General features: G+C 39.3%; 17 protein-coding genes. 9 read left to right on the forward strand and 8 right to left on the reverse strand.

Annotated elements, in window-relative coordinates:
* Positions 1 to 22 precede the first annotated feature (22 nt).
* The 9 genes from H6G32_RS18990 to H6G32_RS19030 all read left to right on the forward strand — a co-directional run bounded on the left by H6G32_RS18990 (position 23) and on the right by H6G32_RS19030 (position 12,124).
* Positions 23 to 1,231, forward strand: a complete 1,209-nt coding sequence (locus tag H6G32_RS18990) for an O-antigen ligase family protein (protein WP_190461037.1) — start codon at positions 23 to 25, stop codon at positions 1,229 to 1,231.
* A 50-nt stretch (positions 1,232 to 1,281) separates the two neighbouring features.
* Positions 1,282 to 2,460: a hypothetical protein gene (locus H6G32_RS18995; protein ID WP_190461039.1), complete on the forward strand. Its 1,179-nt coding sequence runs from the start codon at positions 1,282 to 1,284 to the stop codon at positions 2,458 to 2,460.
* Between the two features lie 3 nt (positions 2,461 to 2,463).
* Positions 2,464 to 3,609: a glycosyltransferase gene (locus H6G32_RS19000; RefSeq protein WP_190461041.1), complete on the forward strand. Its 1,146-nt coding sequence runs from the start codon at positions 2,464 to 2,466 to the stop codon at positions 3,607 to 3,609.
* A gap of 85 nt (positions 3,610 to 3,694) precedes the next feature.
* Positions 3,695 to 4,966: a glycosyltransferase family 4 protein gene (locus tag H6G32_RS19005; protein ID WP_190461043.1), complete on the forward strand. Its 1,272-nt coding sequence runs from the start codon at positions 3,695 to 3,697 to the stop codon at positions 4,964 to 4,966.
* 470 nt (positions 4,967 to 5,436) lie between these two features.
* The gene (locus H6G32_RS19010) at positions 5,437 to 6,102 is read left to right on the forward strand and encodes a sugar transferase (protein WP_190461045.1); all 666 of its coding nucleotides are present in this window, start codon (positions 5,437 to 5,439) and stop codon (positions 6,100 to 6,102) included.
* A gap of 82 nt (positions 6,103 to 6,184) precedes the next feature.
* On the forward strand, positions 6,185 to 7,528 hold the full coding sequence (locus H6G32_RS19015) for a phenylacetate--CoA ligase family protein (protein WP_190461047.1): 1,344 nt from the start codon (positions 6,185 to 6,187) through the stop codon (positions 7,526 to 7,528).
* A 60-nt stretch (positions 7,529 to 7,588) separates the two neighbouring features.
* Positions 7,589 to 8,608, forward strand: coding sequence for an ATP-grasp domain-containing protein (locus H6G32_RS19020; RefSeq protein WP_190461048.1), 1,020 nt, complete (start codon positions 7,589 to 7,591; stop codon positions 8,606 to 8,608).
* Between the two features lie 72 nt (positions 8,609 to 8,680).
* Positions 8,681 to 9,892: a DegT/DnrJ/EryC1/StrS family aminotransferase gene (locus H6G32_RS19025; protein WP_309232610.1), complete on the forward strand. Its 1,212-nt coding sequence runs from the start codon at positions 8,681 to 8,683 to the stop codon at positions 9,890 to 9,892.
* Positions 9,893 to 9,931: 39 nt separating this feature from the next.
* Positions 9,932 to 12,124, forward strand: coding sequence for a GumC family protein (locus H6G32_RS19030; RefSeq protein ID WP_190461050.1), 2,193 nt, complete (start codon positions 9,932 to 9,934; stop codon positions 12,122 to 12,124).
* A 13-nt stretch (positions 12,125 to 12,137) separates the two neighbouring features.
* Here the strand turns inward: H6G32_RS19030 and H6G32_RS19035 are convergent, their stop codons facing one another.
* The 8 genes from H6G32_RS19035 to H6G32_RS19070 all read right to left on the reverse strand — a co-directional run bounded on the left by H6G32_RS19035 (position 12,138) and on the right by H6G32_RS19070 (position 24,220).
* Positions 12,138 to 14,363, reverse strand: coding sequence for a pentapeptide repeat-containing protein (locus H6G32_RS19035; protein WP_190461052.1), 2,226 nt, complete (start codon positions 14,361 to 14,363; stop codon positions 12,138 to 12,140).
* 12 nt (positions 14,364 to 14,375) lie between these two features.
* Positions 14,376 to 15,377, reverse strand: coding sequence for a zinc-dependent alcohol dehydrogenase family protein (locus H6G32_RS19040; protein WP_190461054.1), 1,002 nt, complete (start codon positions 15,375 to 15,377; stop codon positions 14,376 to 14,378).
* A gap of 128 nt (positions 15,378 to 15,505) precedes the next feature.
* On the reverse strand, positions 15,506 to 16,162 hold the full coding sequence (locus H6G32_RS19045) for a hypothetical protein (protein ID WP_190461056.1): 657 nt from the start codon (positions 16,160 to 16,162) through the stop codon (positions 15,506 to 15,508).
* 3 nt (positions 16,163 to 16,165) lie between these two features.
* Positions 16,166 to 19,186: an HsdM family class I SAM-dependent methyltransferase gene (locus H6G32_RS19050; RefSeq protein ID WP_190461058.1), complete on the reverse strand. Its 3,021-nt coding sequence runs from the start codon at positions 19,184 to 19,186 to the stop codon at positions 16,166 to 16,168.
* Positions 19,187 to 19,223: 37 nt separating this feature from the next.
* Positions 19,224 to 19,697, reverse strand: a complete 474-nt coding sequence (locus tag H6G32_RS19055; RefSeq protein ID WP_190461060.1) for a MerR family transcriptional regulator — start codon at positions 19,695 to 19,697, stop codon at positions 19,224 to 19,226.
* Positions 19,698 to 20,604: 907 nt separating this feature from the next.
* Positions 20,605 to 21,591 (reverse strand): arsenosugar biosynthesis radical SAM (seleno)protein ArsS, encoded by a 987-nt coding sequence (gene arsS / locus H6G32_RS19060; RefSeq protein WP_190461062.1) that lies wholly within the window; start codon positions 21,589 to 21,591, stop codon positions 20,605 to 20,607.
* A gap of 46 nt (positions 21,592 to 21,637) precedes the next feature.
* Entirely contained in the window at positions 21,638 to 22,606 is a 969-nt protein-coding gene (gene arsM / locus H6G32_RS19065) for an arsenosugar biosynthesis arsenite methyltransferase ArsM (RefSeq protein WP_190461064.1), read from the reverse strand.
* Positions 22,607 to 23,539: 933 nt separating this feature from the next.
* Positions 23,540 to 24,220, reverse strand: coding sequence for a response regulator transcription factor (locus H6G32_RS19070; RefSeq protein WP_190461066.1), 681 nt, complete (start codon positions 24,218 to 24,220; stop codon positions 23,540 to 23,542).
* Positions 24,221 to 24,231 lie beyond the last annotated feature (11 nt).

Consider the following 24,231-nt stretch of genomic DNA (forward strand, 5'->3'; position numbering starts at 1 on the left):
ACTTTTTAAATAAGCAGAAATTATGAGAGGTAAATTTAGCAGGCAACAGACAATTATAGTGATACTTCTCGCGCTTTTACTCGGCGGATCATCTCTTCTGGGATTAGGTAATGCAGATTCACCAATTGATCCAGCCGTATCCCGACTTCGCTATATTTTAATTGGCACAAGTTTACTAAGTTTTTTACTAATGTCCCGTCGTTATGTTGGGCATTTTCCTATCAACCCTCCACCTCTTGTCTTTGTATGGTATTTATTCGGGTTTACAGCCTGTTTATCAGGTTATGCCAATGAAGATTTAACAATGATGAGAGATGGCTTATGGTTCCTTGTTGGCATCCCACTTATTTTTTTCTATGCATTGCCCAAGTTAATGAATACATCTGCCAACCTAATAATTGTGTTGGCAACTTTACTAGGTACATTGCCATATATTATTGCTTCTTTTTTGCTAAATCCCTTCTGGCAATTTCAAGATAACTTATATCGAGGTGTATTTGCTAATGCTAATCAACTAGGCAGTTCTGCTCTAACAATGTCAGCTAGTGTCTTTATTCTGCTAATTGGTGCTTTTTCAGCCCGGAAAAACAAATTATCACATATTTTATTACTTAATTTTATTCTATTTTGCAGCTTACTTGTTATCCTCTTAGCAAATTCTCGTACATCCTTAATTGCATTTTTTGCCATGTTTTCTATATTAATTAATAAGATTTTAAGAAATCCTAAATATCTGGGGATAATTTTTATCATAGCTACGATTGTCATTGCCCTATTCTTGATATTTAGTACACAAAATCCCTGGTTATGGGAGCAGATTGCACAAATTCAAAATAAGGATTCTGTAAGTGGAAGGGACTATATCTGGAATCAGACATTAACAGAAATGCAATTACTAGGTAACGGTAGTGATTACTTTGAATTAAATTTTGGCTTAGGAGCGCACAATACCATTATTGATATCCTGGGAATCAATGGCATAATCGCAGCACTTTTAATGGTCTGCTTTGCGATAGCCAGCTTTTGTTATGCATTTTTGTACTTCAAGAAATATGCAAAACAAGATAGTTATGCCATCGCTCCTTTAGTTATTACAACCTCTTTTTGGGTTTTATCTATGGGTGAAGGAATGTTTGGCTCTTTCGGTACTGGAATAACTATTGCTTATCTGCTGTCTATAGGGGTGATCATCACAAAATCAAATCCAGGTAAATATCAAAATAAATACTAGTAGATTTTACCTATTAATCTCTAATTAATCCAAAATTGAGGAATTATGCTATGACTAAAAACAAGAAAAAATCAATTAGCAAATTTATCCACTCTAGCATTTTATTTTTAGTTGCTTTATTGATTATACCTATTTTTTCATCATGGTATTTACCAGCAGCCGAGACATATATGCCTGTGAATTTGAGTACTTTAATTGAGATTAAAGATGCTAATAAAAAGCCATTTTTTCCCTTTGGGTTCTACTTCCTTTCAATGAATCCTCAGCAGCGAATTAAGGCGTTACACGAGATTGCTGCTGCTGGATTTAACACCATGTTCGTATTTTGGGAAAACCTTGACGAATATGGTACTTTTCTGGATGAAGCTAAAAGAATTGGTGTTCATATCATCACTGAACTTAAGCACCATTCCAATCTGGGTATCGTCAATGAATACAAGGATAAATCGGCCATTCTTGCTTGGGGTATTGCTGATGATGCTGGTGACCGCAATAGCAGTGATGAAATATTAGCTTTTCACCAAGAAGTCAAAGCAATAGATCCCCAGCATTATACCTATGTCAGTATTAGTAACTGGACAAAGAAATGGGAAAAATATTCCCATGTTGCCGACTTAATTGGTGGTCAATCTTACCCAATTGGCTATCCTTTCGACAACAAACCAAAAAATTTACCTAATGATTTAAGTGAAGTAAGCTATGTCTTCAATCTTGGTTACGCTGAAACACAGAAAAACAATCGTCCAGTGATTGCCAATCTCCAGACTTTCAGTTGGAAAGGACAGCGCTGGCCAACTGCTAGCGAAGTCTACAACATGACTTACCAAGCATTAATTGCTGGGGTTAAAGGAATTCTCTTCTACACTTATGACGACGACGAAAACTTTATCAGAGATCATCCGGATATATGGAATCAAGTTAAGTCTATTACACCTGAAATTAAAAAGCTCACTCCAGTTTTATTAGAAGGTAATTTGACGAAAATTAATACCAAATTTGATGATTTATTGGCTGGACAGTGGATACATGATAGCGGGATTTATTTGATATTAATCAATACATCAAATAGAGAAACAAGACAAGTAGCCTTGAAAATTCCTGCAAAAGCAAAAGGCCCAGCCCAAGCGCTATTCTCTGGACGTCCGTCAGGTATGGTTTTTCAAGATGGAAACCTGAGTGGTTTGATTAAAGCTGGAGATGTACATATCTACAAATTATCAAAGGAGTAACTGATGAATCTGATCCTTGAGAAACGACAAATACAGTCAACTGTTATCCTGCATATTGCACCAATTACCCACAATCAGATTTCAGGACTAACCTTTGCTATCCCTCCATCTGTTAATAGCCTTCAGCGTCTAGGAGTGCAAACTGGGCTGTTGACTACTTCAACCAGTGGGTGTTATGAAAAGCCCGAACTTTATCCAGTTAATTCTATCCTTAATTTGCCGCGTTATCCGGCGATCGCATCAATGCCTCAACCTTTGAATCAGCCAGACATAATTGTTTTTCACAGTACATATATCTTGGAGCATATTCTACTTGCCTATGAGGCTGTTCAAAGAAAAATTCCTTATATAATTACGCCTCACGGTGGCATGACCGAGGGGGCACAACAGCAGAAACATCTGAAGAAAAAGGTAGGCAACTTTTTATTCTTTAATTGGATGGTAGAAAATGCAGCAGCACTGCACTGTTTAACCGAAGAAGAAGCATTTGATGTGAAAAAAATCTGGAATCGTCCAGTATTTGTAGTTGGTAACGGAGTAGATTTACCACCCCGTCAAGTATTAGCTAAACCTGGTAGTAAGGCTGAATTAAAGTTTGTTTTTTTAGGACGGCTCGACATCCACCATAAAGGATTAGACCTGTTGGTAGAAGCTTGTTCGATGATCCAACAAAAGTTGAGGCTATCTAAAGTTCAGGTACTTTTATATGGGTCTGACATCAAGGGGAGTAAGGTCAAACTTCAGGAGATGATCAATAATTATCAAATTCAGGATCTTATTCATCTAAAAGACCCAGTTTGGCAAGAGAAAAAACAAGAGGTTTTCCAGAGTACAGATTTGTTTATACATACCTCCCGCTTTGAAGGGCATCCAATGGCAGTTTTGGAGGCTCTTTCTTATGGAATACCTTGCCTCCTCACACCAGGGACAAATATGGCAAAAGAGGTGCAAGCTGCTGGTGCTGGATGGAAAGTTGAGCCAAACCCAGCAGCCATTGCTGAAGGTATTTCTAGTGTTCTAGCTGCCCGATCAGAACTGCCACTACGTGGACAGGCTGCCAGAAATTTAGTTGAGAAAAAATACTCTTGGTCACATATTGGTATGCGATCGCTAAGAGAGTATGAACGGATCATCAGCGAAAATATTTAGTGCCAAATAAGTGTTGAGATGCTGATTAAAAGCATTTTGAACAAGTCCTTTAAATCAAAAAAAACTTTACCTTTAGGAGACAAAAATGCATATTGTTATTGTCAATCCATTTGATTCTCTACCTTGGGAAAGCAAGCGACGCCATCGATACAGTATGCTAGTTGATGAACTCATTCTTAGAGGACATAGAGTGAGTTGGATTACTGCTGATTTTGAACACAGTATTAAACAATATAGGAGCCAAGTTACAACTGATGAAAGCCTCGGTTTACGAGTAGTTTTTGTTCATGTGCCACCTTATTATAAAAACGTTTCTCTGCGACGTATTATTAGCCATCGCGTTTATGGCAGTAGAGTTGGCCAGGCTTTGAAATCTCTGCACGCATCAGAACCTGTTGATGCAGTTGTAGCTAGTATTCCTCCGACTGAATCAGCTCGTATTGCTATGGAATTTTGTGCAGCAACCCGTGCTGTAGGACTGGTGGATATGCAAGATGCTTGGCCAAAAGCGATCGCATCTGTATTCCCTTACTCACTCAGAAATATTTTGAGTGATACTCTGCTTTATTCTTTGAAAAAAGATGTAAAAATTGCGGCTGGACTTGCAGATGGTCTAGTGGCAGTTTCTCCAGAATATCTAGATTATCTAGTTGAGTTTAGGAAGTCTCAAAATCAGGCGAGTTCTCTAGTATTACCCTTAGGTTTTGACACTCGGTTTTTGCCAATTTTAGCAGTCAAAGACAAGAAGTCAGAGGCACCTTTAAATGTCTCATATATCGGAAATTTTAGTCATTTTTATGACTTGGAAACCGTGGTTAAGGCAGCAAAAATTTGTGCTGATCAGCCAATTAGGTTTACTCTGATTGGGGATGGGCCTACTTACAATAAGGTTAAGGAAGTTGCGGAAAATTTAGGTGTAGAAAATGTTAACTTTAAAGGTCGTTTAAACTTTGAAGTTGCTCTACCTATCTTGCAGGAATCTGATGTAGGTTTGGTTCCATTTACATCAGATTGGCCATCTAATTTTCCCAATAAAGTTTTTGACTATCTTTCTCTGGGTATTCCTGTTATTTCTTCAATCAAGGGTAATTTCCAGAAAATCTTAAGAGAATATCAGTTTGGCTTGCAATATGAGGCAGGAAATGCCAAATCATTAGCAGATGGATTACTGCAAATGGCTCGAAATCGCGAGTTATTAAATGAAATGGGAACTGTAGGTTTAGAATATGCCAGTAAAAATATGGATGGAAATACAATATATCAGCAATATGCTGATTTTTTAGAAAAATTAGCATCTGCTAATTCTGCCAAAAATAAAACAGATTTGTCAATGCATAAATCTGCTCAATTTGTCTGAAAATAAATCTGTCTTAGGAAATATTTTGATTTTGATATATAGTATTGTGCTAGTTATATGCCTATTATATGGATATTTATAACTAAATTTGATTTAACTAAAACTAGTGCCAAACTGGCTATATTTATTGGCTAGTTTTAGTTATATTTATCAATAATTAGTAAGGAATTAAAACTACTGATATTGATTCACCTTGTTGACAAACTTGATTATAAATTCCCAAAATCTTTCCTGAATTAATAATGGAAGTTTCTGCCAAAAATGAGGCAATCTATATGTTATGGTCATTCATTAAATTGATTGGCCAAGATGAATTCTTACGAGAAATATCGGTGCTGTTTAACTTATAAGAAGCAAGGTTTTTGCCGATACAGGTATGTATATCTGCATCTACTTGCTTCTTTAAAATTATCCAGTACAGGATATCTTCTTTTCTATTTATTTCAATTTTTTGAGCGCAGAGTGGATCTATGAAGGCTAGTAATTTACAGAGCCATCCCCCAACAAAGATTAGCAGATTTATCAAGTCTGTATTGGATAGAGTAGTAGCAGCGATCGCCTTGATTATGTTTTCTCCCCTAGTAATCGGTGTGGCGATCGCTATTTATCTAAATATAGGTCGTCCAGTTATTTTTGCTCAACAACGTCCTGGCAAAGACTGTCAGCTGTTCACCTGCTACAAATTTCGCACCATGACAGATGAGCGAGATAATAATGGCAATTTACTACCAGATGCCGAACGGCTGACAAATTTAGGCACATTCTTACGGAAAACAAGCCTTGATGAACTTCCACAACTCTGGAGTGTGTTGAAAGGAGATATGTCTTTCGTCGGCCCTCGGCCCTTACTTGTTCAGTACTTACCATACTATTCCGAGCGCGAGGGTCTGCGTCATTCTGTGCTTCCTGGTATCACTGGATTAGCCCAAATTAACGGAAGGAACCGATTGCAATGGGAAGCGCGTCTAGAACTTGATGTTCAGTATGTTGAAAACCAGTCCTTAGCATTAGATATTTACATCTTGTTTATGACTGTTTGGAAAGTAATTGCCCGTAGCGACATAGATACTGATACCAATCAAGAAGGTAATTTTGCTAAATCCCGCCAAAAGCAGTTAGGACTGCCCGTAGATTAGCAACTAAAGCCCTACTGGCTAGAAATTTTCCCCAACCTCCATAAACCAGTTAATTAGGTAGTGAACCAAAGCTAAGAACTATATGATCACGACAAATGCACGCAAAGCTTTATTTTGGGGACTAGATTATCTGCGGGGTGCGCCCATTTACAACCACCTTCGTAACATTCAACAGGTGACAGCAGATAAATCCCTTCTAGCTGAACATCAAGCCCAGCAGATCCAATCTCTCCTGACTCACGCAGTTCAGACCACGGACTATTATAAAAACTATGATAAGTCTGCTAGGCTTCAAGACTTTCCTGTAGTCAACAAAAACATCATCAGGGACTCATTTGAACGGTTTGAGTCAACAGTCTTCAAGGGAAAAAAGCTGAAAATAATGGAGACCAGTGGTTCAACTGGCACACCTTTTCGAGTTGTTCAGAATCCAAGTAAGCGCCAACGAGTATTAGCAGAACTGATCTGCTTTAATTCTCTGATTGGGTATAGTGTGGGCACCCGACACGCGTTATTTAGAACCATAGGAACTACCTTCCCAAAAACCCCCTTTGAACGCTTCAAGCAAAACGAGGTTGAGTTCGATGTTCGCACCCAAAATTTTGCCTCCTTCGAGCAACAACGGCTGACACTCCTAAAAGACAGGCACATCGAAATACTCATTGGCTACTCCTCGGTGATGTATGACCTTGCTCGTCATGTCATTTCCCAAGGAGACACCCCCAAATCTTTTGGAGTCAAGGGAGTTCTCTGTCTTGCAGAGCCGCTTTACCCAAATATGCGCGATACCATCCGCAAAGCTTTCGACTGTCGGGTTTTGTCAAGGTACTCCAACCAAGAGTGTGGTGTACTCGCCTCCGAATGCCCTACCTCTGGTCGATTTCATCTCAACAGCGCCAGCTATTTCTTTGAAACCCTCGCTTTGGATGGGCGGGATGAACCGACACCTCCCGGCACACCTGGACGTATTGTCGTTACCGATCTTTACAACTATGCCCTACCAATGATCCGCTATGACACTGGCGATATAGGCTCTATCGTGCCCAATGGCTGCCCTCAGTTTGCCACTCCTACTCTTGAGTCTTTAGAAGGACGTCGCCTCGATATGGTGTATGACACTGGGGGACAAAGGCTCGTCTCCTTTGTGTTTGATGACATGTTTGAGGTATTAGGCAGGTTAGGCATTGTCAAGCAGTTTCAGTTTATTCAGAAGAGTCGAACCTGCTATAACCTGCGCCTCTGCGTTAACGGAACATTCACCCAAGAGCAATTTATTGTTGAGCAATGCAAGGCAATATTGGGAGCCGATGCTCAAATTGAGATTGATTATGTTGACGAAATTCCGGTGTTGAATTCTGGTAAGCGCAAATACATTGTTAGCTTATATGATCCCTCAAATGAGGTACTGTCTTCCTCTAATGCCTAAGAAATAGTCTTTACATAACAAGGCATTTTCAAGAAATACTAGCAGCTAGGGTTAATATCTATGAACATCATGTTGACTTGTGCAGGAAGACGTAACTACCTCGTTAAGTTTTTCCAAGAAATATTAGGAAATCGAGGGCTGGTGTTCGCTGGCGATGCTAGTGCAGAAGCCGCGTCTTTACAGGAAGCTGATCAAGGTTTTGTATTACCACCTATTAACCATATCGACTACTTCGAGACGCTTCTAGATATATGTCAGGAACATCAAGTTGGTTTGCTAATTCCGCTAAATGATTTGGAGTTGCCATTGCTGGCAAGGCAGCGCGATCGCTTTCTTCAGGTAGGAACATTAGCAGTAGTTTCTGCTCCAGAAATTATTGATATTTGTTTTGATAAGTGGGCAACATTTGAATTCTTAAAAAGCTGCGGCATCCCAGTACCACAAACATACCTTTCATTGGCAGAAGCTCGTCAAGGGCTTGAGCGAGGTGAAATTACTTTCCCTGTAGTAGTAAAACCCCGTTGGGGAAGTGCCTCTATTGGCATTGCCTACCCTGAAGATGATGAAGAATTGCAATTAGTCTATAGCTTTGTAAACAAGCTTTTGTCTAGAACATTTTTAGCAGATATCAGTGCATCTGCTCCACAACAATGTGTCCTGATTCAGCAACGAGTTTTTGGTGAAGAATACGGTATCGATGTGATTAATGACTTAGAAAGTCGTTATATAACTACTTTTGTCAAACGCAAGCTAGCAATGAGAGCAGGAGAAACAGACCGAGCCATAACAGTTAGAGATGAAACCCTAGAAAATTTAGGGGCAAAAATTGGTCACAAACTTGGTCATATTGCCAACCTTGATTGTGATGTGATTGTTAATTCCCAAGGTTTCTATGTCATAGAAATGAACCCGCGTTTTGGTGGTGGATACCCTTTTTCTCACATGGCAGGGGCAAATCTCCCGGCTGCTTTAATAGCTTGGTTCAATGGAGAAACGGCAGATATGGGTTGGCTGAAAGTTGAAGCCAATGTTATGAGTTCAAAATGCGATCGCCTCGTAACTAAGTTAGTCCATATCTAAACATTGCCAAGTTCCCCAGAAATATCCACACAAAACATTATTAATCTATCTTTTACCTCTTTTAAGGTTATGATTAACAAACCGATTCTCCTCTCAACACCGCACATAGGCGATCGCGAATTAGAATTTGTCCAAGAAGCTTTTGACACTAACTGGATCGCCCCTGTGGGCCCCCATGTCGATGCTTTCGAGCAAGAATTTTGTCAAGTAATTGGGGCTGGTCATGCTGCGGCGGTCAGTTCTGGTACAGCCGCTCTGCATCTAGCTTTGCGATTAGTTGGTGTTCAGCCAGGGGATGAGGTTTTTTGCTCTACTCTGACCTTTATCGCTACCGCAAATCCCATTACCTATCTAGGGGCGACACCAGTATTTATTGATAGCGATCGCACGTCCTGGAACATGAATCCAGAATTATTGCGACTAGAGCTAGAGAACCGCGCCCCCATTGGCAAATTACCCAAAGCGGTTGTACTCGTCCATCTATATGGTCAAAGTGCAGATATCGAGCCAATTCTCAAAATTTGCAATCACTATGATCTTCCCTTAATCGAAGATGCTGCTGAAGCTTTAGGCGCTACCTACAAAGGGCGTTCCCCAGGAACTTTTGGCCGCATTGGCATTTATTCCTTCAATGGCAATAAAATTATTACTACCTCTGGTGGAGGAATGTTGGTTGCCGACGATTCACAATTAATAGCAAAGGCACGTTTTTTGGCAACCCAAGCACGTGATTTGGCTCCTCATTACCAACACTCAGAAATTGGCTATAACTATCGTCTCAGTAACGTTTTAGCCGGCATTGGTCGCGGTCAACTGCGTGTTTTGAGTGAGCGAGTAACAGCTAGACGACGCAACTTTGAGATTTATCAAAAGGCTTTAGGAAGTCTGCCAGGAATAGAATTCATGCCAGAAGCCAGCTTTGGTAGTGCCACTCGCTGGTTAACCTGCCTCACAATCGATCCAGAAGCTTTTGGTGCAGATCGCGAACAAGTCCGCCTCGCACTTGCTAAAGAGCAAATTGAAGCCCGTCCTGTGTGGAAGCCTTTGCACCTCCAGCCAGTGTTTGCTGAATGTGATTGTATTGGCGGTGCAGTAGCTGAAGATTTATTTGCACGCGGTCTTTGCTTGCCTTCTGGATCTAATCTGACAGACCAAGATTTAGAACGGGTAATTAGTGCGATTAGCTCCGCTGGGCCAAACGTCCCCATAGAACCTGTACCCTGGCCGCCATCCACTTTAGGAAAAACTTATGCCCCAGTCGTTGATGAGCTAGCAAGATTTTAAGCATTTATTTATCACCCAGTAAAAATTTAAACTTGATTTATGGAACCAACAGAATCTACTTTAAGTTTTGATAAATATTGGCAAATTATCAAGCGTCGTTGGCTACTGGGATTAGGAATATTTTTCCCCATTTTATTGATTTCAATACTAGGTTTATCTTTGAGAAAGCCTAATTATATTGCCGAAGGCAAGCTGAAGCTGCAAAAGGTAAATAGTATCTCTTCTCTAACAGGATTAGGCACAGAAATAGGTAAATTAGAACCACTGGTACAGGACAACAAAACCAATCCTCTAAATACAGAGGCAGAGGTGATCCGTTCTGTACCTATTGTGCAAAAAACTATAGACAAGCTCCAACTAAAAACCCCTAAAGGACAACCCCTAAAAACTAAAGATTTTTTGAAACAAATCACAGTCAATGAGATTCAAAAAACTGATATTCTGAAGATTTCTTATAAGGATAAAAACCCTAAAATAGCGGCGCAGATTGTTAACGCCCTGATGGAAATATATTTAGAACACAATATAATTTCCCAGAAAGCTGAAGCAACTACTGCCCGCCAGTTTCTAGAAAAACAAGTACCTAATGCTGAGTTAATTCTTCGTAAATTAGAAGCTACATTTCGCAATTTTAAAGAGAAAAACAAAATTATCTCTTTAGAACAAGAAGCCACCAAGGGCGTGGAAATAAGTTCAGATTTAGAAAAGCAAATCCGTGATACTCAATCTAGAATAGCTGACGTTGCTGCTCAGTTTCGCTCCACCCAAAATCAATTAGCTATGACCCCTGATGTAGCGATAGCTGTAAATTCTATTAGCCAGTCTACTGGGGTGCAAGATATCCTGAAAGAAATCCAACAACTAGAATCTCAACTTGCAGCTAGGCGGGTAATACTCCAGGAATCTCATCCCGAAATCATTAACTTAAGACAGAGGCTTGAAGCTTTAAATGAGATACTACAACAGCGCACAAAACAAGCTAATTGGACAAATTCAACAAACTTAAATGGCACATTTCAAATGGGGACGCTACAACAGCAACTCACTGCCAAGCTGATGGAACTAGAGACAAGCCATCAAGGTCTAACTAATGAATTATCCACCTTAATTAGGTTACAATATATCTACAGAAAACGCCTCAATCAGCTTCCTCAACTAGAACAAGAACAACGTGAGTTAGAACGCAAACTACAATCAGCCCAATCTACTTATTCACTTTTACTTCAAAAGCTACAAGAAAGCCAAATAGCAGAAAATCAAAATGTAGGTAACGTTATTAAGATATCTGATGCAGAAGTTCCTGATGAGCCAGTTTCTTCTAGTCTGATGATCGTGAGTGCTGTTTTACTGGCTATCTTAGCTACCTTGTTGATGATCTTTATTTTGGAATCAAAAGATAAATCTATCAAAACTGTTGATGAGGCAAAGGAATTACTGGGATTAACTTTATTAGGGGTAATTCCTTCTGTAAGCAAATTGAAAAAATCCCTTCGTGGAGATGAAAAAACGGAGTTTTATAGCGAAAGGGCTATTGTTAAGAATTTCCCTCGTTCTCCAATCAGTGAAGCTTACCGAATGCTCAGGGCAAATCTGAAGTTTATGAGTGCTGATAAAGAGCTAAAAGTCCTCGTTGTCACCAGTTCTGTACCCAGAGAAGGTAAAACAACAGTAGCGACTAATTTGGCTGTAGCAATGGCTCAAATGGAGTCTAAAGTCTTACTGATAGATGGAAATTTGCACTGTCCAGTTCAGCATAAAATCTGGGATTTGACTAATAGTCAAGGTCTGAGTAATTTGATTGTTGGACAGACTGAAATCAAAAAAGCCATCAAAAAAGTTATGGATAATTTAGATGTCCTAACCTCTGGAGTAGTACCTCCTAGTCCAGCATCTCTCCTAGACTCGAAACGAATGGCGCGGTTGATAGAAACTTTTACTGCTAGCTATGACTTCATCATTATTGATGCTCCCTCATTAAATGTTGCTGCTGATGCTGCAACTTTGGGTCAAATGGCTGACGGTGTTTTGTTGGTAGTTCGTCCAGGGGTAGTTGATTCTGTGAATGCAGCTTTTGCTAAAGAAGTTTTAGAAAAATCTGGTCAGAATGTTTTGGGACAAGTTGTAAATGGTGTAATTCCTGAAAATGAACCCTACAGCTACTACTATTTCTCTAAGCAAGATTACCCTGAAGCAAGTATTAATCAAGTTAAAAAAATCAAACTTAAAAAATAAAACTACATCAGAGTTACTTCAGATAAATCAACAAATTTAATCCGGGAATTGTGCGGGAGAGAGTCCACAAAACTAGGGTAATATAAAGTAAGCCTAAACTCCACTGATACCAAGCAAGTGCGGCGATAATGCCAGGAAGATGTTCGTCCCGTAGGCGGATATCATTAAATCCTAATCGCACTAGGTTATTGAGACTAAAGTCGTAGTAGTTGAGCCAGTTCCAACGGCGATTCCACAACAGGGACATATATCTTTCGCGGAATGTGGGATTTCTAGGGATTACTGGTAAACGTCCAATTAGTAATCGTAACTGCCGGAAAGTACCGTCTTCTGTGAAGTAAGAAACATTCATTAAGTCGTGATAACGCCCTTGTTGATAAAGTCGGCATAATAAAGTTATGGGTAAGGGTAAAATAATAATTAAAAGACATCCTAAGGTAAGCCAAGGCTGTTCGGCATTGCGAAAGATGGCTAATAAGCTAAAGAATGTTAAAGAGCTAAAGCTAGTTAAGATAGAAATAGTTTCGTAATATGTGGGAATAATTGCTACAGGGCGCAAACGGCGGTAGCGGTCAACTAGCCAAAATAGCAAGCCAAAATAGGCGATCGCAATTCCCCCCACCCCAAAAACTAACCAAAAATCTGTACCATAGCCACTTAACAGCAACAGCACACTCAACCCTAACCAAATCCAAGCTTGCAATAACCACCCTCCCAGAGAAAGGGGTTCACTCACAACTAGGCGATCGCTAATTTGATTGTACGATTTTAAATCGATATCTGCTAAAGTCAATAACTCTCGGCTATTGCGAAACAGTTGTATCTGACGGCGGTGTTTTATAGCTAATGCCTGAGTGGGAGAAAAACCCAAATTAATCAACCTCCTAAGGTTTGCACTATTAATATTAGTCCCTACCAAACGGCGGCTTAATTCTATTAATCGTAATCGCTGTTTTGTGTACTCCAACTGATTTGCATCAGCAATTTGCTGCTGCTGACGGAAATTTTGCCCCAAATTTCGCAAAATATTTTGATTACCTTGCAAGCTAGGTATACAAAACCTCTCGCCAATCTGACCAGGATTGCCCAAAATTTTCGCTCGGTTAGAGTTAAAAGTTAGACCAGGTACATTTAAAAAAGCCGTTTTGGCAAACCTAGCATCACTAAAATCTGCTTGATTGAGAATGCTAGTACCCTGCAAATTTACAGATTGATTAAATTGGGTTTCTCGGAAACTCACAGCTTGCTCAAAAATTGCTTCTGTGAACAAGAGAAACTGATGAAAATCCGCTTTTGTAAACTGTGCCTGGTTAGCAAAATCTACCCCAGAAAAATCTGCATTTCCTTGCCATATCCCATTACTAAATTTAGCCAACTGCTTAAATTTCGCTTGGTTAAAGTTGGCATTATTGGTAAAGATGCTACCTTGAAAATCGGCAGTTTCTTGAAATGTGGCTGCTTTAAAATTAACTTTATTAAAAAAAATACTACCCTGAAACTTAGTTGGTTGCCGGAAAATGGCAGATGTGAAACTGACAGGACGGCTAAATCTGCTTTCTGTCCAGTTAGTGGGTTGGAGAAAAGTGGCACCTTGGGCATCCACAGACTGAAGAAAGAATGTATTGAGGAACTGCACCTCCCCATTGAAGCGAGTTTGCACCAGTGTCAAGGCCCCACGGAAAACAGTGAGTTGACTGGAGGTAGTTGACTCAGGTGCCAAAAGGGATCTACAGTCTTTAGAGTTGGGTAAGGCGATCGCTAATGATTGCAAACAAACCAAGCGCAACCGTTCCAGTTGTTCTTGTTCAGTAGCAGTAAAAATGGGGGCTATTTCTTGGGCATAGAGAGGTGTTTTCAAACCCAAATCGCTACCCACAAAATCCCCCTGAATCAGAGAATTACTCAAATCTAAACCCAACGGTTTTGCACTAGTTTTTTGCAATTCTTTTCGCAAAGTTTGATAAAAAGCATCGCGGAAGCCAGTATTCTCTGGTCGTAAATCTATCAGCATTTGCCGTAAATCTACAGTTAAATTACCTTCTCTGACTATGGGCGTATGTAGTCGTTCTTGTAAGAGTTCCAGAGTTAAGGGTGTGCGTTCTGGTTGTGCCGCTACTGGCAGAGAAAAGAGTACAACCCACCAGATAGCTAAAGAAAGCGCAAAGGTACCCAGAGAAACTTTGCGAACCTCTGCGTTTAACCTCTGCGTTCCTCCCGGTTGAAAACAAAATTTGTTCAAATTGCTTGCTTATTATTCATCACTCATCAGCAAAACAATTTTACCTGTGATAGACCCAGTTTCCAGTAATTGGTGAGCTTTTGCTGCTTCTGCAAGGGGGAATTTGTGACTAACGTGAATTTTTAACTTACCTTCATCTATCCAGGTGGCGCATTGTTTGAGTATTTCGCCGTGGTGCTCAAGACCTTCTGTTAATCCTAGCAGCATTGGTGTAAGCATTAATTCTAAACCAATGCGGAGATTACGTTCTCTGGCAGTTTTCCAAACTGTATTGGCCTTTGGTTCCAAAATGGTGACAATATCGCCATATACCCGGACTGCGGGGAAGGTTTGGTGAAAAATTTCGCCGCCGACAGTATCAAAAGCCAAATCTACGCCTTCGCCCTTTGTCCAATTTAATACCGCTTGGACAAAGTCTGTTTGTTTGTAAAAAATTGTCTCCTCAGCACCTAATTGTTTGGCGAAGTTTGCTTTATCTTCTGAACCGATAGTTGTGGCGACATTTGCACCTTTGAGTTTTGCCAGTTGAATCGCTACATGGCCGACACCACCAGCACCGGCATGAATCAAAACTTTTTCCCCTGGTTCTAGTCGTCCCCGTTCATACAAAGCTTCCCAAGCGGTGATTAATACTAGCGGGGCGGCTGCTGCTTCGGCAAAGGAGACGGAAGCGGGTTTACGGGCCACAAACCGCTCATCTACGGTGGTGTATTCTGCGTAATTGCCCTGGTGTGCCCCTAAGCCGCCATAGCAAAAATATACCTCATCTCCTAAGCGGAATTGCTGAACGTCAGCCCCTACAGCTTCCACAATACCAGCACCATCACATCCTAAAATGGCTGGCATTTGTTCGGGGTAGAATGTGCTGCGGCTTCGTATTTTGGTATCAAGGGGGTTAATGCCGGCTGCTACTAAGCGGACTAATAGTTCTCTATTTCCCGGTGTGGGTTTGGGGATTTCTTGTAGTTGCAGTACTTCGGGTTTTCCTGCTGCTGTCATTAAGACTGCTTTCATGATTTTTTCCTCCTAGATGCACGGTTATTTGCAACTTTAGCCTAATTGGGTAGGGTTGGATTTAAACTGTCAAGAGGAGGAAAAGGCGATCGCACCGATCCGCGACTATCACGCTGGAAGTATCAGAATTAATTAACTACAAGAAATAAATGGAGGATAGACATTATATTGTGTCCATTTTGCAGGTGACGAGTGCGATACATATCTTGTTTTGCACCAAAACTTTTTTCGTTAGTCCAATCTTCTTTTAAGCAAATTTCTGTTTTATATTTATTCAAGCGATCGCGAATTAAATCAATACAGTCTTGAACTGTACCATCAATTACAAAACCTAACATTGCTGCATAGTCATGACCTATACTGTATGTACATTCAACAAATCTTTTTACACCTTTTCTAACATAATCTGTTGCTAAATGTCTATTTGGGTTTGTGCTGCTAACTCGCTTACACTCTATACCAAAATAATCTTCAATACCCCAGGAATAAACTATTTTAAAATCAATAAAACCATCAGGTTTGAAACTGCGTTGAGAACGTCTTGTTGCAGCTTCATTCACAATTATTGGTGGTCCGTTTATCCCACGATTTTCCTTTTCTATCCACATTTGATTATGTAAAGCACCAGCAATAGTATCTTCGTCACTTTTGGTATTAATCTCTGGTTTTTGACATACTTGAATCCAAGCTGATTGGATAATATCAAATACTGTTGCAATAATGTCTCTGCGATTAATAAATGATGGTTGTCCAGCAGTACCTGAATCATCCAATGGCAACAACATAACTTAATTCATCCTTAAATTTTCAAGTAAAACAGAATCAGCATCATTCAACCCAGCAGAACGGCTCCAGTAACGAAGTTGACAAGGTTTAATGATATAAATATTTTCACCAACATAAACTTTTAAATTGCGTCGTGTAAAAACACGATCACCAAATTTTGGTGGTAGTTGTTTCGCAATGCTTTTCAGCACAGTTATTAAATCCTCAGCCTGAACAGTTTGTACAATTTGCTCACGACCTGAATATGGTAGTATTCTAAATTTAACCACCTGTAATGGTGTATTAGCAATATCAAATATATCAGCAGCTATACTTCTTTCTTTGAGCGTGTCAAAAAATGGTTCAATCACACTCATAAAATGTAAAGCATACGCTTCTAACTCACTAATTTTAGGTTCTCTTAATTTTGTTGATTTTTCACGATTCATATATAAATCAATCGTGATTTGTGTAGTATCTTCAACTAAAACACGTTCATCATCATTTAAATCATAGAGATCAAATACAGCTTTATCAAGTTGTTTTTTCAAATCTTTTTCAACGGACTTAGTGGGAGATTCGCGCAATGTACTTTCTATTTCGATAATTTTAGTAATTAATCTTTCGTTATTTTTGTTAAGTTGAGGAAGACAAATACGTTTTAAATCTTGTTTTGTAACTTCTTCACGCTCAATACCCCAGGATGAAGCTGTCAAGAACAAAAAATAGCTTATGAGTGAGGAATTGATGACACCATTGAGATAGTGAGCAATATCTACTTTTTCTGTTGGGAAAGAAATACCACAATACTTTTGTGTGTAAACAATATCTTCTTGACTAAAAGCAGAAAATGCCTGATTTTCATCAATACTTTGTGAGATTATAACCAATGGAGCTTTGTAAATTTCAGGCTTTCTTGAAGCCTCCATTCTGTGATATGGCAAAATAGCTAAGTCATCTATATTCATCTGATATTTAGGCATTTGGCCAGAGTATAGCCATTTTTTACCTATTAACTCGTGTGGTACTGCTTCATGATTACCATTTTTAAATCCATTTTTGAGTTCATTGTCTGCGATTTTTCTAATACTTGAGAAAGACCGTAATTTTTGAAGCAAGGACATATCCCTCGCACTACCCCAAGTAGCAAGTTTCAGCATATCTGGATCTAATGCTGTGCTAAAAACAGGAAGTTTTTTAATATATTCTGCTCCAATTTCAACAATGCCATGTCGTTGAAAATCAACAGAGCGATCTGGACATACAAAGTAAAAATAATCTCTCTGTTCTGAACGTTTACCTTCTGCTATTAAAATCATCGCTGGAGCTTTAGCATTAGGAAATAAATCATCTAGACGCAGTTTAGATAAGTTAACAATAACTTTTGGCTTATATCTCATTAACAGAGATTCTTTTGCTTTTTTAGCTGCTGAGTGATTACTGAAAAATGGTTTACCATGTAAAATTAAGCCAATACAAGATTTATCATTAGCAAAGTCGCCAATACGCCATAAAAATGCTTGATCTGGAGGTGTACCATAAGCTGTAGGATATCCACCTGAATAACCAGATTCAGGACGCTTGCGCTTACAATACTGTTCTGGTGATTTATTTGATTTAGGCTTTGTCCAAGGTGGATTACCAACAATTGCATGAAATTGTTTTTGTGCAAAAGTTTCTATTTTGTTAAATTCTGCTTCTTCATTAAATACGTCGCTAGTAAATAGATTTTTACCAATCAGCTTTTCAAATTTTAAATCATCTGTTAATTGACGATTTTCTTCTAATTCATAATCTAATTCTAAAGCCGTTAAATAAAGACTAAAAGCAGCAATTTGAACAGCTTTCGGTTCTATATCTACGCCAAAGATTTGATTATATAAAGTTTCTCTAATTAGACGACGAGTGGGAATTTCTCCGTTAGTACAACGCTTAACAACTAATCTCCGCAAAGATTCAACCAAAAATACACCTGAACCACAGGACAAGTCTAGAACTTTAGCATCACCATCTAATTCTCTAAATACTTCAGACAGTACCAAATCAACTAAATTAATAGGTGTATAGTGTGTACTATTTTCTTTTGCTGTTTTTGCATCTGTAGCATAAATAAAACTTTCATAAATTGAGCTAATCAATTCTATGGGAATGACTTTAAAATCATAAAAACGCCATAAACGTTGTTGTCCTGTTGCTATTGTTTCTACACCACCTATTAAACTTTGTGCAATTTTGAGATGTTTGTTATCTATAGCATTTTTTTCTTCTGGAGAAACAGGAAATAAATCTCCATTGAAAATTGTTTGTAACCACTCAAACAAATTATAAGTTGCTAATTTATTATTTAGTAATGTGTTAAACGATTCTACTCCAAAGCGATTGCTAAAAAAGGCTTGATTTAAAATACCTCTATCTTGCAAATAAGCAATAAAAACAGAACGTATTAAAAGCGCGTGAGCAAATTGACGATCTAATTTTTGATCTTTAGTCAATTCTTTCTCAGCGTCATTTAAATCTTTTACAAGAACTGAATCTACTCTTTGTTGACGATTAATTTTTTTAGCTTTTTCCCACTGCCAAAATTTACCCGATTCAATTTGCAAACGACTAGCGTATTTATTCATACGTTTTAAGTCGCTTTCTGTTGTTTTAAATCTCTCAATTAAATTCCGATTTGGATCAATTTCATCCTGTTCTCTTGGTTGAGAATAAGAGTTATAAAGTAAAACCTCATCAGGAGTAATTACCCACAACATAGGTGCTAAACCATGATTCCAAGACAGTTTATGTAGTTTAGCTAACTCTGTAGGATTAGGTTCATTTAATTGAGTAAAATAAATACAGGGCGAGCCAGATAATTCATATATTGCTGTAGCGTTAATTTGCTCAGGATTAATTACCGCACTGTATTTAATCAACTTTTCTAAATTCTTGCGAATATCTTCTGCTTCTGTAACTCCTGTAGTTGGTACACCATGACGATAGAAGCCAGTATGCTCCATTACTCGCTGATATATTTGATTTGCAGCTATATTAGAACTCATGACTGGTTTCTCCTTCCCATCCTTGTATGTGTTTCTCTTACCTCTTTAAAACTATTCCTGTCCGTTTATCAAAATCTAAAACATGATGTTTCTCTGCTTCTATTGCTAATTCTGTAATTACATCTCCAATTTCTCCAATTTCGTTAATTACGACTTGACCCTGATTTTTTCCAGATGTTTCTAAAACCATAAGTCCAAAATCTTGCATATTCTCAATTAAATAAAGTTGGGAATTAACAAAAACAAGGCGATGCTGAAAAAATGAATATTCATAATTTCTTAACTTTAAAAAATCTAAAACTTTTCTAATTTCCTGTAATGAAAGTCTCTCTCTCAGTCTTTCAATAGTTTTGATTTCTAGAATTTGCTGCCAGTTATAAATAACTTTAGGGTGTTGAGGATTACCAAACTTTTCTGGTACTACTAACCTAGTTCGATCTAAGTAGCTTAGTCTGCCAGAGCTTATACCAGTCAAAGCGATGGTTTCTTGTCTAGTAAATCCACTAGCCATAAAAGGTTTTGTACTCCATCGAAATACAGCACTGTTTTGTTTAAATTTTAGTTTAACTTTTAAACACTTGTTATAAACATATCCTAAAATAAGATTTTTTGAAATATTTGTTTAAAAAATGTTATATAATGCTGTCTTAGCGGTGATCAAAGGTAATTAGTTAGGCTTAAGCAACTTATACTTAGTAGCGATTTTTGCTTATTTTAGAGAGCCTCTAGGGCCGCTTACTTGTCGAACTTTGCCAGTTGCAAAGGTTGTTCGGGCGATCGCAGAGATTATATGATGTCCGTTTAATTGGCCATAATAAAAAAACCGCTAACCAATGTAGAGATGTTGCATACAACGTTTCTACTACCGTAGATCAAAAAAAACCGCGAAACATGGAGTTTTGCGGCTTTCAGTGTGGTGTGAGGAGTTTAACTATTTACTATCATAAAGTAACTGTCCAAAAGCAACGCCTTCGTAACAGTTTTGGTAACAGAACTTTTTGAGGATGACGCCACCGCAACTAATAGCTTTGATGGTGAGAATTAGCGCTGAAGCGATAACTACGAACTTGAATCAAGTCTCATCTATCTGCGACAGTCCAGGTCGGTGGACTTTGTTTGTGTAGCCGCGAATTCTATTCGCCCTGGCTTTTCTTCTTTGATTATCACTAGTGAAAAAATAAAACCGTGGAATTTGAGAATAATCCACGGACTTTTGGTGTGGTGTGAGGAGACTTAACTCACCTCATCATAAACCCATTTGACTATTTACTATGCCAGCGCCACAACTTTTGTTACATAGTTGTTTTTTGATGACATAAATACTTTTTTAATCAATCAATCCCCCATGCCAAATCCATGGACAAATCAAGGATATAACCTTTAGCTAGGATGAAAATTTTGCCACTCTTTAGAAAACTTTACACCAAAGCACCACCACAACTAGAACCACAGCCAGCACTACAACCATAACAATAGGCAGCAGTTTGCACTTCTTTAATCAAGTCTAAACTACCGGCTTCTAGCAATTTGGCAACTGTCAAGGTTTCACCATTGGGCGTTTTTGCAGGTAAATTCATCATCTGGTTAAAGTCGCAATCATAAACATTTCCCAAATAATCAATAGAAAGCTCATCGCGACACATTAAATGCTCAATTGTATCGGCATTAAATTGCAACTCTAAAAACTGCAAGTAGCTGGCGTACAGTTTTTTACGCTCTAAATGTAATTTAGTTCTGCCAACGGGTAAGTTAGTGATGGTGAAGAGGTTGTTAAACACAATATCAAAATGTTCTTGTAAGAACATTTTATAATCTCGTTCTAGGTTAGTCTGTTCAGGCGCTAAGGAAAATTTTTCGCTGCTGGGCAATTGGGGATTAAAAACTAAATCCACAATTAAATTTGGCTCTTTTGCATAACCCAGTTGGTTAAGCCATTGCAAGGCTTTAATTGACTCATCAAAAACCCCTGTACCCCGCATTTTATCAACATTATCTGCTAGATAGCAGGGGAGAGAAGCTACAACTCTAATTTGGTTTTTAGCAAAGTATTCTGGTAAATCACCAAATCCATCGACAAAATAAATGGTCAAATTAGACCGGACAATTATCTGTTTACCTGTTTCCCTTGCCGCTGCTACCAACGGCTTAAATCCATAATTCATTTCTGGTGCGCCACCAGTCAAATCCACAATTTGAATTTCTGGATATTTGTGAATTAAGGACATCAACTGTTGGCAAATTTCTGGGGAAAGCTCTTCTGTCCGTTTTGGCCCAGCTTCTACATGGCAATGTGTACAGGCGAGGTTACAGCGCTTACCGAGATTAATTTGTAAAACCGTGATTCCTCTTTTCGTCAAGGGGGTATTTAATTTATGGATGAAAGGTGTGATTGCTGTTTGAACCATAGTTAATTATTGGTGTGGCAAGGTGAAATTGTCCATTTCTGAAATGTTAACAACAACCACCGCCGTCATAATACCAGGTAGAATCTGTAATCATGATTTCTGCTGGGTTGAAAGCTGCAAGTTTACCAGCGGTTTTATCACACACGGCGGCGGGAATACCTCGTTGCAGTAAATGTCCGGCTGAATCATCAAAGAATGGTTCAGTCCCGGTATAAATTGCTGTTTTTCCGGTGAATATACAAGCACCATCTTCAGGAATAGCAACTTTGAAGGAGACAGAATCGAGACTTTCTAGAAGTAAATGTTCTTCTAGGTGATAAGTCTGGGTATCTAGCAGCCGATAAGGGCGACGGGCACGAATTTCAATTTGACCAAAGCCAGCATTAATGATGCGTTGAGTGTACTCTTGATATGTGATTGCGCCTGATAAACACATGGCGCGTAGCTGTTCATTTTGTTGTAAATGTGCGGGTATGGGACGTGTAGCAATTGGATCGCTCATCTGCAAGCGTCCACCAGGTTTTAATACCCGATATGCTTCTTTTAATGCACGGGTTAAATCTTCTGGTTCAAAGATGTTGAAGAGGCAATTTTGCGCCACTATATCTACAGAAGCATCGGCAACTGGTAAATTAAAGGCGTCACCGGGGCGAATTTCTACAAAGCTGGTGTCAAACCAGGGGTTTTCTTGAGCGGCTATTTCTAGGTTGCGGGTGGCGGCTTCTTTCATGGAATCAACCGGCTCAATGGCAATTACAGCACCTGCACGGCGGGAAAAGTAAGCAAATTGCAATGCTTCTAAGCCACCACCAACGCCGATATAGAGGACGGTGGGTTGGTTGAAGAGTTCGGTGGGGTGAACTGTTGTGCCGCAACCATAGTTCATTGCTTGCATGGACAAAGGAATTTTCAGCCCTGGTAATTGCAGGGGTGTACTTTGGACACAACAAAGTCCTACTTGTGGTGTTTGAGCAACTTCGTGGTAAAACTGCGCCGCTGTTTCTAAATAAGTCATTGCACTAGTGTGGAGTTAGCTTTTTGCATCCTAATATAATTGGCTGAATTTTTGCTTTCAGTTAGCCTGGAAATAAATTTCCGGCTTAAAGCTTTAACCCTTTAAAACGGGTTAAGTGTTGTTTTTGGTTAGCTTTAGCTAGGTTTTGCTTTCAGTTAGCCTGGAAATAAATTTCCGGCTTAAAGCTTTAACCCTTTAAAACGGGTTAAGTGTTGTTTTTGGTTAGCTTTAGCTAGGTTTTGCTTTCAGGGAGTAGTTTCTAGGACTTACGCACTGTACACTGTACAAATTTACCCTCTTTTCAAGCTTTTTCGATGCGTCTCTTTACGCATCCTACGCGTAGTGTGCGTTCCCTAACGCACAATTTATAGGACTTTCAATGAATAAAATCGATAAACATACTTACCATTTTTTGTCAATGCGTAAGTTCTGGTTTCGTTCGGGGTTGATCTTTGTAGTATCCTAGTGATAATTTGATCAGGCACCATCCCGCAAGACGTAGCCGACACCATAGACTGTTTGCAGTAAGGGCGTTTCGTGGTTAGCTTCGAGTTACGCATCCTACGCGTAGTGTGCGTTCCCTAACGCACAATTTATAGGACTTTCAATGAATAAAATCGATAAACATACTTACCATTTTTTGTCAATGCGTAAGTTCTGGTTTCGTTCGGGGTTGATCTTTGTAGTATCCTAGTGATAATTTGATCAGGCACCATCCCGCAAGACGTAGCCGACACCATGGACTGTTTGCAGTAAGGGCGTTTCGTGGTTAGCTTCGAGTTACGCATCCTACGCGTAGTGTGCGTTCCCTAACGCACAATTTATAGGACTTTCAATGAATAAAATCGATAAACATACTTACCATTTTTTGTCAATGCGTAAGTTCTGGTTTCGTTCGGGGTTGATCTTTGTAGTATCCTAGTGATAATTTGATCAGGCACCATCCCGCAAGACGTAGCCGACACCATGGACTGTTTGCAGTAAGGGCGTTTCGTGGTTAGCTTCGAGTTTTAGGCATAAGTAGCGAATGTTTTGTTCAATCATGTTGGTATCGCTGATGAAGTGGGAACCCCAGACTTCTTGTAAAATGCGATCGCTTGTAATCACCTGTTGGGGATGAGCGAGTAAATAGTCTAGTAAGTCAAATTCTTTAGCAGTTAACTCAATTAACCGCTGGCCCCGATGTACTTCCCTTGTGCGACGATTTAAACTCAGGTCTGCAAACTCTAAGATATCTGCGGTGTCCCTTAAATTGGTTCTTCCCAGGTTGGCCCGGACTCTGGCTAATAATTCTTCAACACTGAAGGGTTTAAGGATGTAGTCATCAGCACCAGCATCTAAGTCGGCAAGGCGATCGCCTACTTGATCTTTGGCGGTTAATAAAATTATCGGCACTTGATCACCCGTACTTCGTAAGCGGCGGCAAATTTCCAACCCCGATACACCAGGCAGCATCGACGCTAAAATGACTAAATCCGGACGCAACTTTTCCGCTGCGGTGAGTGCGGTTAATCCATCGTAGGCGACGCTGACTTGATAACCTTCATAATTCAGTTCCAATTCTATAAATCGAGCCAATTTGACTTCATCTTCAACCAGTAAGATGTGCGTCATGATGATGTTAA

The sequence above is a fragment of the Cylindrospermum sp. FACHB-282 genome (genome assembly GCF_014697195.1).
Classification (GTDB): domain Bacteria; phylum Cyanobacteriota; class Cyanobacteriia; order Cyanobacteriales; family Nostocaceae; genus Cylindrospermum.

Bases quoted from the DNA above. Each gene is read 5' to 3' on its own strand.
- arsM (WP_190461064.1), bottom strand. From the start codon at position 22,606: ATGACTTATTTAGAAACAGCGGCGCAGTTTTACCACGAAGTTGCTCAA.
- H6G32_RS18990 (WP_190461037.1), top strand. From the start codon at position 23: ATGAGAGGTAAATTTAGCAGGCAACAGACAATTATAGTGATACTTCTC.
- H6G32_RS19050 (WP_190461058.1), bottom strand. From the start codon at position 19,186: ATGAGTTCTAATATAGCTGCAAATCAAATATATCAGCGAGTAATGGAG.
- H6G32_RS19070 (WP_190461066.1), bottom strand. From the start codon at position 24,220: ATGACGCACATCTTACTGGTTGAAGATGAAGTCAAATTGGCTCGATTT.
- H6G32_RS18995 (WP_190461039.1), top strand. From the start codon at position 1,282: ATGACTAAAAACAAGAAAAAATCAATTAGCAAATTTATCCACTCTAGC.
- H6G32_RS19005 (WP_190461043.1), top strand. From the start codon at position 3,695: ATGCATATTGTTATTGTCAATCCATTTGATTCTCTACCTTGGGAAAGC.
- H6G32_RS19020 (WP_190461048.1), top strand. From the start codon at position 7,589: ATGAACATCATGTTGACTTGTGCAGGAAGACGTAACTACCTCGTTAAG.
- H6G32_RS19045 (WP_190461056.1), bottom strand. From the start codon at position 16,162: ATGTTGTTGCCATTGGATGATTCAGGTACTGCTGGACAACCATCATTT.
- H6G32_RS19040 (WP_190461054.1), bottom strand. From the start codon at position 15,377: ATGAAAGCAGTCTTAATGACAGCAGCAGGAAAACCCGAAGTACTGCAA.
- H6G32_RS19055 (WP_190461060.1), bottom strand. From the start codon at position 19,697: ATGGCTAGTGGATTTACTAGACAAGAAACCATCGCTTTGACTGGTATA.
- arsS (WP_190461062.1), bottom strand. From the start codon at position 21,591: ATGGTTCAAACAGCAATCACACCTTTCATCCATAAATTAAATACCCCC.
- H6G32_RS19010 (WP_190461045.1), top strand. From the start codon at position 5,437: ATGAAGGCTAGTAATTTACAGAGCCATCCCCCAACAAAGATTAGCAGA.
- H6G32_RS19015 (WP_190461047.1), top strand. From the start codon at position 6,185: ATGATCACGACAAATGCACGCAAAGCTTTATTTTGGGGACTAGATTAT.
- H6G32_RS19000 (WP_190461041.1), top strand. From the start codon at position 2,464: ATGAATCTGATCCTTGAGAAACGACAAATACAGTCAACTGTTATCCTG.
- H6G32_RS19030 (WP_190461050.1), top strand. From the start codon at position 9,932: ATGGAACCAACAGAATCTACTTTAAGTTTTGATAAATATTGGCAAATT.